Raw genomic sequence first — 13,371 nt, forward strand, 5'->3', positions numbered from 1 at the left:
CGGCCCGGACCTCACGGCGCGCTGGGCCACACCAGGATCATGTACCCGCCGCAGTACGCCGCGCCGAGCACCGCCCCCGTCACCCCGAGCACCAGGAACCGGCGCGACGCCCGCGCCATCACCAGCGCGAGCGGCAGCAGCAGCGGGAAGGCGGGGAGCAGGAAGCGGGCCCGGGAGAAGTAGACGCCGCCGCTGCCGAGCGTGATCACCAGCAGGACCCCGGTGAAGACCAGCAGCGGCAGCGGCTGACGGTCCCGGAGCGAGAGCGCGTACAGGACGACACAGGCGAGCAGCGTCGCCGTCACCATCACCAGGAACAGCTCGGGAGTCGAGTCGTAGGCCAGCAGCTCCCGGATGCGGCGCAGCGTCTCGACGCCGCCGTCCAGCTCGTTGTGCCACAGCCGCTGCACGGCGAAGTAGCCGTCCCAGCGGCCCAGGCGCAGCCCGACCCAGCCCACGTACGCGAGCCAGCCCAGCGGGGCCAGCAGCACGCCGGTCAGCACCCGCCACGAGAACCGGCGGCGCAGCGTCAGCAGGCCGCACACGACGAGGGCCGCGGCGAGCGCGACGCCGGTCGGCCGGGTCAGCCCGGACAGCGCCGCGAGGGCGCCCGCCCACACCCACCGGCCGGTCAGCACCGCGTACAGGGACCACGCCACGAACGCCGTGAACAGCGACTCGGTGTAGCCCATCCACTGGACGATCCCGACGGGGAAGCACGCCCACAGAAAGGTGAGCAGGACGCCGACGCGGCGGCCGTGCAGCCGGTCGCCGACCGCGAAGATCCCCCAGGCGGCGGGCAGCGAGCAGACGGCGGCCAGGATCAGCCCGACGCTCGCCCGCGAGCCCGGTGTCACGACGGCGATCGCCTTCACCAGGTACGGATAGAGCGGGAAGAACGCGAGGTTGTTGGCGTCGTACTCGGTGCCGAGCGTGCGCTCGTAGCCGTGGTCGGCGATGCCCAGATACCACTTGGAGTCCCAGTCCGCGGCGAGCGCGGGCCAGATGCCGTGGCCCTCCTTGTGCGCCCAGACGGCGAAGACGAGGAGGGCGAACGTGCGGACGGCCGCGTACGCGAACAGGGCGGGCGCCGCGCGTCGCAGGGAGCGCGCGGCGCGGGAACGCAGTCCGTCGGCCGAGGCCGACGCGGTGGCGCGGCCGCGCCGTGCCGGAGGGAGGAGCGGAGCCTCGGTGGCGGTCGGGGGCACGTCGGCGGCTCCTGGGAGTCGGGGCGGAACAGGCGGGGGCAACGTTCCCGTCGCACCCCGCTGTTGTCGCCCCGCGTTCCGTCAACCGAACCGCATAAATCACCCGTCCGAGTGGCGCGGTGGCCCCGTCAGATGCCCGCGGCCGCCGACAGGTCCCGCTTGATCGCGGCGAGCAGCCCGGCGGCCGTCTCCCGCGCCGCGGGCAGCGCCGCCCGGTCGGTCACCGGCACCACGACCTCCAGGTAGCACTTCAGCTTGGGCTCCGTGCCGGACGGGCGGACGATGACCCGCGCGCCGTCCAGCGTGTAGCGCAGGCCGTCCGTGGGCGGCAGCCCGCCCGCGCCCGCGGACAGGTCCTCGGCCCGGACCACCCGGAGCCCGGCCAGCTCCGCCGGGGGCTGCTCGCGCAGCCGGCGCATGGCGTCCGCGATCACGGAGAGGTCCTCGACCCGCACGCTCAACTGGTCCGCGGCGTGCAGCCCGTGGGCGAGCGCCAGGTCGTCGAGCGCGTCCAGGAGGGTGCGGCCCCGCTCCTTCAGCCCGCTCGCCAGCTCGGCCACCAGCAGCGCCGCCGTGATGCCGTCCTTGTCGCGCACGCCCTCGGGGTCGACGCAGTAGCCGAGCGCCTCCTCGTAGCCGTAGCGCAGGCCCTCGACGCGGGCGATCCACTTGAAGCCGGTCAGCGTCTCCTCGTACGGGAGGCCGGCCGACCGGGCGATCCGGCCCAGCAGCGACGACGAGACGATCGACTCCGCGAGGACGCCGCTCACGCCCCGGGCCACCAGGTGCGCGGCGAGCAGCGCCCCGACCTCGTCGCCGCGCAGCATGCGCCAGCCGCCCGCCGAGGAACCGTCCGGCACCGCCACCGCGCAGCGGTCCGCGTCCGGGTCGTTGGCGATGATCAGGTCGGGGGCCTCGGACTGCGCGCGGGCCGTCGCGAAGGACAGGTCCATCGCGCCCGGCTCCTCCGGGTTCGGGAACGCGACCGTGGGGAAGTCCGGGTCGGGCTCGGCTTGTTCGGGCACGAGGACCGGCTCGGGGAAGCCCGCGCGGGCGAAGGCGGCCAGCAGGGTGTCCTTGCCGACGCCGTGCATCGCCGTGTAGACGGCGCGGGCCGACCGGGCGGACCCGGCGGCGAGGACCGCATCCGTACGCGCCAGGTAGGCCTCCAGGACCTCCTCGCCGAGCGTGTGCCAGCCGGACTCCGGGCGCGGCACGTCGTGCAGCGAGGCCACCGCGTCGATCTCGGCGGCGATCTCCGCGTCCGCCGGCGGCACGATCTGCGAACCGTCGCCGAGGTACACCTTGTAGCCGTTGTCCCGGGGCGGGTTGTGGGAGGCGGTGACCTCCACCCCCGCCACCGCGCCCAGGTGCCGTATGGCGAAGGCGAGCACGGGCGTCGGCAGCGGGCGGGGGAGCAGCGCCGCGCGCAGCCCGGCACCCGCCATCACCGCCGCCGTGTCCCGCGCGAAGTCCGCCGACTTGTGGCGCGCGTCGTACCCGATGACGACGACGCCGCCCGTCTGCCCCGTGGCCTTCAGATACGCGGCCAGGCCCGCGGCCGCGCGGATGACCACCGCGCGGTTCATCCGCATCGGGCCCGCGCCCAGCTCGCCGCGCAGCCCGGCCGTGCCGAACTGCAGCGTCCCGGCGAAGCGCTCGCCGAGCCCCTGGAGATCCCCGGCCTCGATGAGCTTGCCGAGCTCCTCACGCGTCTCCTGGTCGGGGTCCTCCGCGAGCCAGGTCCTCGCCCGGTCGAGCAGTTCGCTGCCAGATACGGTCACGGTTCGATTCCTTCAGACGTCGGGCGTACGGGAACGGCTCAGATCTTGGCGAGGACCTTGGTCAGCAGCTCGCCCATGCGGGCGGCGGAGTCCCGGCCGGCCTGGAGGACCTCCTCGTGGTTCAGCGGCTCGCCGGACAGGCCCGCGGCGAGGTTGGTGACCAGGGAGATGCCGAGCACCTCCGCGCCCGCCTCACGGGCCGCGATGGCCTCCAGGACGGTGGACATGCCGACCAGGTCGGCGCCGAGGATGCCGGCCATCCGGACCTCGGCCGGGGTCTCGTAGTGCGGGCCGGGGAACTGGGCGTAGACGCCCTCCTCCAGCGTCGGGTCGATCTCCTGGCACAGCGTGCGCAGGCGCGGCGAGTACAGGTCGGTGAGGTCGACGAAGTTGGCGCCGACGATCGGCGACGTCGCCGTCAGGTTGATGTGGTCGGAGATGAGGACCGGCTGGCCCGGACGCATGCCCTCGCGCAGGCCCCCGCAGCCGTTGGTCAGCACGATGGTCTTGCAGCCCGCGGCGGCGGCGGTGCGCACCCCGTGCGCGACGGACGCGACACCACGGCCCTCGTAGTAGTGGGTGCGGCCCAGGAAGACCAGGGCGCGCTTCTCACCGACCTGGTACGAGCGGACCTTGCCGCCGTGCCCGGCCACGGCGGCACCGGTGAACCCGGGCAGCTCGGTGAAGGGGAACTCGGCGGCCGGTGCGCCCAGCACCTCGGCGGCCGGCGCCCAGCCGGAGCCCATCACGAGGGCGACGTCGTGGGTCTCGGCACCGGTGAGCTCGCGCAGGCGCGCGGCGGCGGCGTCGGCGGCGGCGTAGGGGTCGCCCTGGAGGTTGTCCGGAGTAACAGATGCGTTCACGCGCTTGAGGGTAGCCGCTCAAGTCCTACGCGCGTAGATGATGAGCCGCACGGTCTTGCGATCGTTGTCTTGTCGTTTCCGACGAACCTCGGTCCGCGCGCCGTGTCCGGGCCCGTTCCCGCGCCCGGCTAGCAGGGCCGTTTGCGCAGCTCCATCACGTAGTCGTGGGGGGCGCCGGCCGACTCGGCCGCGTCGCCGATCTCGCCCAGGTAGCGCGCGGAGGGGAGGCCGCCCTCATATCCGTTCAGGACGTACAGCCAGGCGGGTTCCCCGCCCTCCAGGGTGTCCACGCGCACCCGCATCCGCCGGTAGATGTCGAGGCCGACACCCTCCCAGCGGTCCATCGACTCCTCGTCCATGGGGGCGATGTCGTACAGCGCGACGAAGACCTGTGAGCGGGGCGCCTCCACGATCGTGGCCAGGGCGCCCTCCCAGCCCATGTGCTCGCCCCCGAACGTCAGCCGCCAGCCGTTGAGCCAGCCCGTCGCGCGCAGCGGCGAGTGGGGGGCGCGGCGCGTCATGAGCCGCGGGTCGAGATTGCCGGCGTACGCGGCGTAGAGCGACATGGGATCGAGGGTACGGCAGTCGGCTCGCGTGCTTGGAGCGAAGCGCACCGCACCCCGCCAGGGCGCCCTCTTGAACGGTGCGGGACAATGGCGTACGTGACTCGGATCGTGATCATCGGTGGCGGACCTGGCGGATACGAAGCGGCCCTGGTGGCGGCCTCGCTCGGCGCGGAGGTGACCGTCGTCGACTGCGACGGTCTCGGCGGCGCGTCGGTGCTGACCGACTGCGTGCCGTCGAAGACCCTGATCGCCACCGCCGAGGTGATGACGACGTTCGACTCCTCGTACGAGGAGCTGGGCATCATCGTCGAGGACGACACCCCCGACCCGGACAGCCCGGCCCGTGTCGTCGGCGTCGACCTCGGCAAGGTCAACCGCCGGGTGAAGCGCCTCGCGCTCGCCCAGTCCCACGACATCACCGCCTCCGTCACGCGCGCGGGCGCCCGTGTCCTGCGCGGCCGGGGCCGTCTGGAGGGCCAGCAGGACCTCGACGGCTCCCGCAAGGTCGTCGTCACCGCCGCCGACGGCACCGAGGAGACCCTCACCGCCGACGCCGTGCTCATCGCGACCGGCGGCCACCCGCGCGAGGTCCCGGACGCCCAGCCCGACGGCGAGCGGATCCTCAACTGGACGCAGGTGTACGACTTGGAGGAGCTCCCCGAGGAGCTCATCGTGGTCGGTTCCGGTGTCACCGGCGCCGAGTTCGCCGGTGCCTACAAGGCGCTCGGCTCCAAGGTCACCCTCGTCTCGTCCCGCGACCGCGTGCTGCCCGGCGAGGACCCGGACGCCGCCGCCGTCCTGGAGGACGTCTTCCGGCGCCGCGGCATGAACGTCATGGCCCGCTCCCGCGCCGCCTCCGCCAAGCGCGTCGGCGACCGGGTCGAGGTCACCCTGGCCGACGGCCGGGTCATCTCCGGCACGCACTGCCTGATGGCGGTCGGCGCCATCCCGAACAGCAGCGGGATGGGCCTGGAGGAGGCCGGGGTCAAGCTCAAGGAGTCGGGCCACATCTGGACCGACAAGGTGTCGCGCACGACCGCTCCCGGTGTGTACGCGGCCGGCGACGTGACCGGAATCTTCGCCCTCGCGTCGGTGGCGGCCATGCAGGGCCGCATCGCGATGTACCACTTCCTGGGCGACGCGGTCACGCCGCTGAACCTGAAGACGGTCTCCTCGAACGTCTTCACCGACCCGGAGATCGCGACGGTCGGTTACTCGCAGGCCGATGTCGACGCCGGGAAGATCGACGCCCGTGTCGTGAAGCTGCCGCTGCTGCGCAACCCGCGCGCCAAGATGCAGGGCATCCGCGACGGCTTCGTCAAGATCTTCTGCCGCCCGGGCACGGGCATCGTGGTGGGCGGTGTGGTCGTGGCGCCCCGCGCCTCGGAACTGATCCACCCCATCTCGATCGCGGTCGACAACAATCTGACGGTCGAACAGATCGCGAACGCGTTCACCGTGTACCCCTCTCTTTCGGGCTCGATCGCCGAAGTGGCGCGGCAGCTGCACACGCGGAAGATCGCCGAGGAGGGCTGAGCCCGGACCGGGGCCGTTCCCTGGTGCATTCAACTAGCCGCAGGTCACGGTGAGTTGCGGCCCATGCGGTTGGCATAGGCGCGACGGGTAGGCATCCGGTCGCGCCTATACCACTTCCAGGGAAGTTGTGCGAACAGAACCTGTAATTCGGCGCAAACAGCTGAAAGCAGACGGTCGTTGGGGTTACTGTCAGTTTCGTGTTCGCTGCAGAACGTCGTCAATTGATCCTCGAAATGGTGCGCGCCAACGGGGCGGTATCGCTCCGTGAGCTCGCCCGCGTCGTCCAGACCTCCGAAGTGACCGTACGGCGGGACGTGCGCGCACTGGAGGCAGAAGGACTCCTCGACCGCCGGCATGGCGGTGCGGTATTGCCGGGCGGATTCACGCGGGAGTCCGGTTTTCCGCAAAAATCACATCTCGCGACCGCAGAGAAAACGGCCATCGCCGATCTCGCCGCGGGTCTCGTCGAAGAGGGCGAAGCCATCGTGGTGGGCGCGGGGACGACCACGCAGGAGCTGGCCCGCCGGCTCGCGCGTGTGCCGGGACTGACCGTGGTCACCAACTCCCTTCTGGTGGCCCAGGCGCTGGCACATGCCAACCGCGTCGAGGTCGTCATGACCGGTGGCACACTGCGGGGTTCCAACTATGCGCTGGTGGGCAGCGGGGCGGAGCAGTCCCTCCAAGGGCTGAGAGTGTCCCGGGCCTTCCTGAGCGGCAGCGGCCTGACGGCCGAGCGCGGGCTCTCCACGTCCAACATGCTCTCGGCGTCGGTGGACCGGGCCCTCGTGCAGGCCGCGGCGGAGGTCGTCGTGCTCGCCGACCACTCCAAGCTCGGCACCGACACGATGTTCCAGACGGTGCCGACGGACGTGATCACGCGGCTGGTGACCGACGAGCCGCCCGCGCACGACGACCGGGCCGCCACGGAACTCCAGGCGCTGGCCGACCAGGGCGTGCAGATCGCCGTCGCCGGGTCGGGTCCCGCGTCGTCGTCGGGGGGCGGTGATTCCGTTCCGGCACGACAGCAGCGCCGGGATGTGCCGCTGCCGGGGCAGCGCCGGGGGCAACTCCCCGGCGGGAGCCATCCGTTGCGCAGCGCGGCCGCGCTCGACCCCGGTCCTGAACGGTCCGCCCGGGTCGCGGATCTGCGGCGCCGCTGAGGGGCGGGGAACCGAGACCCGGGGCGCTCCGCCCCGGACCCCCGCTCCTCAGGCATCCCCCGGACGTCGTCCGGGGGCGCCCCCAGCGGAGTTCGCGTTGGCCGCTGTGATCCCCCGGAGGGTGAGGCGCAGCAGGCGGTCCGCCAGATCCGGGTCCGACGGAGTCTCCTCCGCGGCCAGCGCGATCGCGTTGGTGAGCTGGAGCAGGTCCGTGATGGAGACGTCCTGGCGCACCGCGCCGGCCTGCTGGGCCCGGGTCAGCAGCGCCTGCCCCGCCTCCCGCATCGGCGTACTGCACCGTGCGAGCGCCGAACTCGCCTCCCGGGAGGCCGACATGAGCGCCCCGGACAGACCCCGGTACTCGCTCGCGTGCGTGATGACCTCGCGCAGCCATGTCACGAGCGCCGCACACGGCTGCGGTGCGTCGAGCAGGGCCCGGGAGCGGGCGAGCAGATCGCTCACCGCCTCCTCGAACACGGCGCTCACCAGGGCGTACCGGTTCGGGAAGTGCCGGTACAGCGTGCCGATGCCGACCCCGGCGCCGCGGGCCACGTCCTCCAGGGACGCCCCCGTGCCGTGCTCGGCGAACGCCTTGCGGGCCTGGGTGAGCAGCCGCTCGTAGTTGCGGCGCGCGTCCGCGCGCATGGGGCGGGCGCGCTCGTACTCCGTGCCGGACGTCATCGGGCCTCCCTGGGCGTGCGCGGGGCCTTCAAGGATGCCTGATCATTCCGCGGCGCCGACGCGGAGGGCGGGCCACCGCGGGGACGTCCGGCAAGAAACGTCCTGGAGCATGCCATGGACATCGGCGACCGGCACGTACGGGCTGCGCCCGGCGTCGCACGGGAGCCGTGACGGCACGCGGCCGGGCGGGGGAGAGCGCCGAAGCGCCCGCCGGTCCGCAGTACGGTCCGACGGGCGCTCCGCGCGGGCTGGTGGTGCGTCAGTCCTTGATCTCGCAGATCGCGGCGCCCGAGGTGAGGGAGGCGCCGATCTCGGCGGACAGACCCTTGACGGTGCCCGACTTGTGGGCGTTGAGGGGCTGTTCCATCTTCATGGCCTCCAGGACGACGATCAGGTCGCCCTCCTTGACCTCCTGGCCCTCCTCGACGGCCACCTTGACGATGGTGCCCTGCATCGGGGAGGCGAGGGTGTCACCGGAGGCGGCCGGGCCGGACTTCTTGGCCGCGCGCCGCTTCGGCTTCGCGCCGGCCGCCAGACCGGTGCGGGCCAGCGACATGCCGAGCGACGACGGGAGGGAGACCTCCAGGCGCTTGCCGCCGACCTCGACCACGATCGTCTCGCGGTCGCCGTCCTCGTCCTCGGCGTCCGCGCCCGCCGGGGCGAACGGCGGGATGTCGTTGACGAACTCGGTCTCGATCCACCGGGTGAAGATGGTGAACGGGTCCTGCGAGCCGGTCAGTTCGGGCGCGAACGCCGGGTCGACCACGACCTTGCGGTGGAACGGGATGGCGGTGGCCATGCCCTCGACCTCGAACTCGGCCAGCGCGCGGGCGGCCCGCTGCAGGGCCTCCTTGCGGGTGCGGCCGGTCACGATCAGCTTGGCCAGCAGCGAGTCCCAGGCCGGGCCGATCACGCTGCCGGACTCGACGCCCGCGTCCAGGCGGACACCCGGGCCGGCCGGGCCCTCGAACCTGGTGACGGTGCCCGGCGCGGGCAGGAAGTTGCGGCCCGGGTCCTCGCCGTTGATGCGGAACTCGAAGGAGTGACCGCGCAGTTCGGGGTCGCCGTAGCCGAGCTCCTCGCCGTCGGCGATCCGGAACATCTCGCGCACCAGGTCGATGCCCGCGACCTCCTCGGTCACCGGGTGCTCGACCTGCAGACGGGTGTTGACCTCCAGGAAGGAGATCGTGCCGTCCGCGCCGACCAGGAACTCCACGGTGCCCGCGCCGACATAGCCGGCCTCCTTCAGGATCGCCTTCGAGGAGGAGTACAGCTCCTCCAGCTGGGCGTCCGAGAGGAACGGGGCCGGGGCCTCCTCCACCAGCTTCTGGTGGCGGCGCTGCAGCGAGCAGTCACGGGTGGACACGACCACCACATTGCCGTGGCTGTCGGCCAGGCACTGGGTCTCCACGTGCCGCGGCTTGTCCAGGTAACGCTCCACGAAGCACTCACCGCGGCCGAACGCGGCCACCGCCTCGCGCACCGCGGAGTCGTACAGCTCCGGCACCTCCTCGAGCGTGCGGGCGACCTTCAGGCCGCGGCCGCCGCCGCCGAAGGCGGCCTTGATCGCGATCGGCAGGCCGTGCTCCTCGGCGAACGCCACCACCTCGTCCGCACCCGAGACCGGGTCCGGGGTGCCGGCGACCAGCGGGGCACCGGCGCGCTGCGCGATGTGCCGGGCGGCGACCTTGTCGCCCAGGTCCCGGATGGCGTGCGGCGGCGGGCCGATCCAGATCAGCTCCGCGTCCAGCACGGCCTGGGCGAACTCCGCGTTCTCCGACAGGAATCCGTAGCCCGGGTGGATCGCGTCCGCGCCGGAGTCCTTCGCCGCCTGCAGCACCTTCTGGATGTCCAGGTAGCTGGTCGCGGGGGTGTCACCACCCAGCGCGAAGGCCTCGTCGGCCGCGCGGACATGCAGAGCGTCCCGGTCCGGTTCGGCGTAGACGGCAACGCTCGCGATCCCGGCGTCCCGGCACGCCCGGGCCACGCGGACAGCGATTTCGCCACGGTTGGCGATGAGCACCTTGCGCACGATGGCTCCCTCCTTGAAACAAGCCGAGTTTAGGGACTGCCGACACGGGCTTACGACCCGTCCCCAATGGTGAGCTTGCCCACACGGAGTGTGACTCGAGGCTCGCTCGGTCCGCGAAATCCCTTGTCTCGCCTGGCTGTGCGGGATCCCTCGGTGGAACCCTAACCCTCGGATGTGGTCAAGGTCTCTGTGAGACCGCGCTGCGGCCCGTCGGCATTCTTTGTGGAGTCCCTACGAATGGCCCAACGATTCTTTGCGTTCGGCAGAACCCTTGTACGGAGGTTTACCCGTTAGTAGCGTTCGCGATGTCTCGAACGTACTCGGGGTAACCGACAGTCGTACGCGGAAGTGGGTGGGACCGGTGGCGCGCAGACCGGTGGCGTGGGTGGCCGCGATCGTGTTGTTCGTGGAGGCGATCGGGATCGTGCTCCTGAACGGATTCCTGGGGCTGGTCGTCGACCGGCAGGACATGTCGCTGGCCGGGCTCGACCCGCGGGCGATGTCCGTGGGGGCCTGGGTGGCGGGCGCGGTGTTCGGGCTCTACCTGGTGCTGTGCGCGTTCGTCCTGGCACGGGCGGCGGCCACCGACCGGTCGCCGGGCGGCTTCGGGCGGATCCTGCTGATCAGCGCGGCCGTGGTGCACGGCCTGCTCGGCGCGTTCTCCATCGGCCTGGTGGGCTGGCTCGCCTTCGTGGCGATGATGGTCGTGCTCGCGCTGATCGTGCTGACGCTGGTGGCGTACGACCGCCGGGACAGCGCCCCGGAGGGCGACGACAAGGGCGCCGCCGCTCCGCCGGCTCCGCCCGCTAGTTCACCGGAGCCCACAACTCCGTGATGCCGACGCCCAGTTCGGCCAGCAGCCGGCGGAGCATGGGCAGCGACAGGCCGATGACATTGCCGTGGTCGCCCTCGATGCCGTCGATGAACGGCGCCGAGCGGCCGTCGAGCGTGAACGCGCCCGCGACGTAGAGGGGTTCACCGGTCGCCACGTACGCGGCGATCTCCTCGTCGCTCGGCTCGCCGAACCGCACGACCGTGGACGCGGTGGCCGAGGCGTACCGGCCGGACGCGGTGTCGTAGACGCAGTGGCCGGTCTGCAGGGTGCCGACGCGGCCGCGCATCGCCTTCCAGCGGGCCGTGGCGTCCTCGGCGTCGGCGGGCTTGCCCAGCGCCTCGCCGTCCAGGTCGAGGACCGAGTCGCAGCCGATGACGATCGCGCCGTGCGCGTCGGGCCGGGCGGCCACGACGGACGCCTTGGCCTCGGCGAGGGCGAGGGCCAGCTCGGCCGGGGTGGGCGCCGTCACCGCGTCCTCGTCGACACCGCTGACGATCACCTCCGGCGCGAAGCCGGACTGACGCAGCAGGCCCAGACGGGCGGGGGACTGGGAGGCGAGGATGAGGCGGCGCGCGGCTGTCATGCGGGCCAGCGTAGGGGAACCGCCCTCCCTCAAAGAACGCCGAGTCCCAGCACCACCATCGCCACGAACATGGCGAGAGCCACCAGGAGGCCCGCACGGCGCAGCATCTCCTGCGTCTCGCGGAGCTCCTCGGGGGGCTCGTTCTCGGGGTCGGACCACAGCACACCACCGATACTGCGGCGCCCCCGCGCGGAGCGCCTGAGTACGCGTACTCAGGCGCTCCGTCGCGCGGGTACTAATTCCCCCGGGCCCGGTTCACCCGGGCCAGTAGGTGCGCGACCAGCTCGTCGGGCCCGGTGCCGGCAGCCCGCGCCGGGCGATGCGGGAAGGGTCGGCCCACGCGTCCCGCTCCGCCGCGGCGGCCGGGGCGTCGGACACGGCCGCGGCGCGGGCCTGGACCACCGCCAGTGCGGCGGCCAGCTCCTCGGGGGTCGGATTTCCCCGTACGACCTTGATCATCATGATCCGGGCTCCTCGCGGGGTCGGGGTTACAGGGGGATGTTGCCGTGCTTCTTCGGCGGCAGCGACTCGCGCTTCGTCCGCAGCTGGCGCAGGCCCTTCACGACGTGGGCGCGGGTGTCGGAGGGCAGGACCACGGCGTCGATGTAGCCGCGCTCGGCCGCCGTGTACGGGTTGAGGAGCGTGTCCTCGTACTCCTGGATCAGGCGGGCCCGCGTCTCCTCGACGTTCCCGTCCGCCTCGGCCGCCGCGATCGTCTTGCGGTGCAGGATGTTCACCGCGCCCTGCGCGCCCATGACGGCGATCTGCGCGGTGGGCCAGGCCAGGTTCAGGTCGGCGCCCAGGTGCTTGGAGCCCATGACGTCGTACGCGCCGCCGAACGCCTTGCGCGTGATGATCGTGATCAGCGGGACGGTCGCCTCGGCGTACGCGTAGATCAGCTTCGCGCCGCGCCGGATGATGCCCTCGTGCTCCTGCTCGACGCCCGGCAGGAAGCCCGGCACGTCGACGAAGGTCAGCACGGGCACGTTGAAGGCGTCGCACGTGCGGACGAACCGCGCGGCCTTCTCGCTCGCGTGGATGTCGAGGCAGCCGGCGAACTGCATCGGCTGGTTGGCGACGATGCCGACCGGGCGGCCCTCGACGCGGCCGAAGCCGGTGAGGATGTTCGGCGCGAACAGCGACTGCGTCTCGAAGAACTCGGCGTCGTCCAGGACGTGTTCGATCACCGTGTGCATGTCGTACGGCTGGTTCGCGCTGTCCGGGATGAGCGTGTCGAGCTCACGGTCCTCGTCGGTGAGCGTGAGGTCCGCCTCCTCGGGGAAGGCCGGCGGCTCGCTCAGGTTGTTCGAAGGCAGGTAGGACAGCAGCGACTTGACGTACTCGATCGCGTCCTTCTCGTCGCCCGCCATGTGGTGCGCGACACCCGACCGGGAGTTGTGCGCCCGCGCGCCGCCCAGCTCCTCGAAGCCGACGTCCTCGCCGGTGACCGTCTTGATGACGTCGGGCCCGGTGATGAACATGTGCGAGGTCTGGTCGACCATCACCGTGAAGTCGGTGATCGCGGGCGAGTAGACGGCGCCGCCCGCGCACGGGCCGACGACCAGCGAGATCTGCGGGATGACACCCGAGGCGTGCGTGTTGCGGCGGAAGATCTCGCCGTACATGCCGAGGGCCATGACGCCCTCCTGGATGCGGGCGCCGCCGGAGTCGTTGATGCCGATGACCGGACAGCCCGTCTTGAGGGCGAAGTCCATCACCTTCATGATCTTCTGCCCGAAGACCTCGCCGAGCGCACCGCCGAAGACGGTGAAGTCCTGCGAGAACACGGCGACCGGACGGCCGTCCACGGTCCCGTAACCGGTCACGACGCCGTCGCCGTACGGCTTGTTGGCGTCCAGGCCGAAGTCCGTGGAACGGTGCCGTGCGAACTCGTCCAGCTCGACGAACGAGTCCTCGTCCATGAGCAGCTCGATCCGCTCACGGGCCGTCAGCTTGCCCTTGGCGTGCTGCTTCTCGACGGCGCGCGCGGAACCCGCGTGCGTCGCCTCGTCGATCCGGCGCCGCAGATCCTCGATCTTGCCTGCGGTGGTGTGGATGTCGGGTGTCTCTTCCAACTCGGACATCGGGATGCGGCTCCCTGCCTGGCTCGACGCTGCTCACGG

At 71.9% G+C, this 13,371-nt stretch carries 13 protein-coding genes; 3 read left to right on the forward strand and 10 right to left on the reverse strand.

Features of this window, described 5'->3' with window-relative positions:
- Nucleotides 1–11: 11 nt before the first annotated feature.
- From ACVHNB_RS04720 to ACVHNB_RS04735, 4 genes are all read right to left on the reverse strand, one after another.
- Nucleotides 12–1,208: a glycosyltransferase family 39 protein gene (locus tag ACVHNB_RS04720; protein WP_428952679.1), complete on the reverse strand. Its 1,197-nt coding sequence runs from the start codon at nucleotides 1,206–1,208 to the stop codon at nucleotides 12–14.
- Nucleotides 1,209–1,336: 128 nt separating this feature from the next.
- Nucleotides 1,337–2,992 (reverse strand): phospho-sugar mutase, encoded by a 1,656-nt coding sequence (locus tag ACVHNB_RS04725; RefSeq protein WP_456227473.1) that lies wholly within the window; start codon nucleotides 2,990–2,992, stop codon nucleotides 1,337–1,339.
- Between the two features lie 38 nt (nucleotides 2,993–3,030).
- Nucleotides 3,031–3,855: a purine-nucleoside phosphorylase gene (locus ACVHNB_RS04730; protein WP_428952677.1), complete on the reverse strand. Its 825-nt coding sequence runs from the start codon at nucleotides 3,853–3,855 to the stop codon at nucleotides 3,031–3,033.
- Nucleotides 3,856–3,983: 128 nt separating this feature from the next.
- Entirely contained in the window at nucleotides 3,984–4,421 is a 438-nt protein-coding gene (locus ACVHNB_RS04735) for a gamma-glutamylcyclotransferase (RefSeq protein WP_428952676.1), read from the reverse strand.
- Nucleotides 4,422–4,508: 87 nt separating this feature from the next.
- Between ACVHNB_RS04735 and ACVHNB_RS04740 the strand changes: the two genes are divergently transcribed.
- Together ACVHNB_RS04740 and ACVHNB_RS04745 are read left to right on the forward strand one after the other, a co-directional pair.
- Complete coding sequence (locus ACVHNB_RS04740) at nucleotides 4,509–5,957, forward strand: NAD(P)H-quinone dehydrogenase (protein WP_428952675.1); 1,449 nt, start codon at nucleotides 4,509–4,511, stop codon at nucleotides 5,955–5,957.
- Nucleotides 5,958–6,190: 233 nt separating this feature from the next.
- Entirely contained in the window at nucleotides 6,191–7,117 is a 927-nt protein-coding gene (locus tag ACVHNB_RS04745; protein ID WP_456228839.1) for a DeoR/GlpR family DNA-binding transcription regulator, read from the forward strand.
- A 48-nt stretch (nucleotides 7,118–7,165) separates the two neighbouring features.
- On the opposite strand, the gene ACVHNB_RS04750 is transcribed toward ACVHNB_RS04745, so the two are convergent.
- Together ACVHNB_RS04750 and ACVHNB_RS04755 are read right to left on the reverse strand one after the other, a co-directional pair.
- Nucleotides 7,166–7,798 (reverse strand): TetR/AcrR family transcriptional regulator, encoded by a 633-nt coding sequence (locus ACVHNB_RS04750; protein WP_456227474.1) that lies wholly within the window; start codon nucleotides 7,796–7,798, stop codon nucleotides 7,166–7,168.
- Between the two features lie 259 nt (nucleotides 7,799–8,057).
- Entirely contained in the window at nucleotides 8,058–9,830 is a 1,773-nt protein-coding gene (locus ACVHNB_RS04755) for an acetyl/propionyl/methylcrotonyl-CoA carboxylase subunit alpha (protein WP_428952672.1), read from the reverse strand.
- Nucleotides 9,831–10,182: 352 nt separating this feature from the next.
- Here ACVHNB_RS04755 and ACVHNB_RS04760 point away from each other — a divergent pair, with 352 nt between their 5' ends.
- Nucleotides 10,183–10,665, forward strand: coding sequence for a hypothetical protein (locus ACVHNB_RS04760; protein WP_456227475.1), 483 nt, complete (start codon nucleotides 10,183–10,185; stop codon nucleotides 10,663–10,665).
- Here ACVHNB_RS04760 and ACVHNB_RS04765 read toward each other — a convergent pair.
- The 4 genes from ACVHNB_RS04765 to ACVHNB_RS04780 all read right to left on the reverse strand — a co-directional run bounded on the left by ACVHNB_RS04765 (nucleotide 10,637) and on the right by ACVHNB_RS04780 (nucleotide 13,332).
- Entirely contained in the window at nucleotides 10,637–11,248 is a 612-nt protein-coding gene (locus ACVHNB_RS04765; protein ID WP_456227476.1) for a Maf family protein, read from the reverse strand. The two genes, ACVHNB_RS04760 and ACVHNB_RS04765, sit on opposite strands and share 29 nt — an antisense overlap.
- Before the next feature lie 29 nt (nucleotides 11,249–11,277).
- Nucleotides 11,278–11,412: a morphogenic membrane protein MmpB gene (mmpB, locus tag ACVHNB_RS04770; protein ID WP_456227477.1), complete on the reverse strand. Its 135-nt coding sequence runs from the start codon at nucleotides 11,410–11,412 to the stop codon at nucleotides 11,278–11,280.
- Nucleotides 11,413–11,503: 91 nt separating this feature from the next.
- On the reverse strand, nucleotides 11,504–11,710 hold the full coding sequence (locus ACVHNB_RS04775) for an acyl-CoA carboxylase epsilon subunit (RefSeq protein WP_456227478.1): 207 nt from the start codon (nucleotides 11,708–11,710) through the stop codon (nucleotides 11,504–11,506).
- A 26-nt stretch (nucleotides 11,711–11,736) separates the two neighbouring features.
- Nucleotides 11,737–13,332 carry an acyl-CoA carboxylase subunit beta gene (locus ACVHNB_RS04780; protein ID WP_456227479.1) on the reverse strand — a complete coding sequence of 532 codons (1,596 nt, stop codon included), beginning with the start codon at nucleotides 13,330–13,332 and terminating at the stop codon, nucleotides 11,737–11,739.
- Between the last annotated feature and the right edge of the window lie 39 nt (nucleotides 13,333–13,371).

The sequence above is a fragment of the Streptomyces sp. YJ-C3 genome (assembly GCF_053891275.1).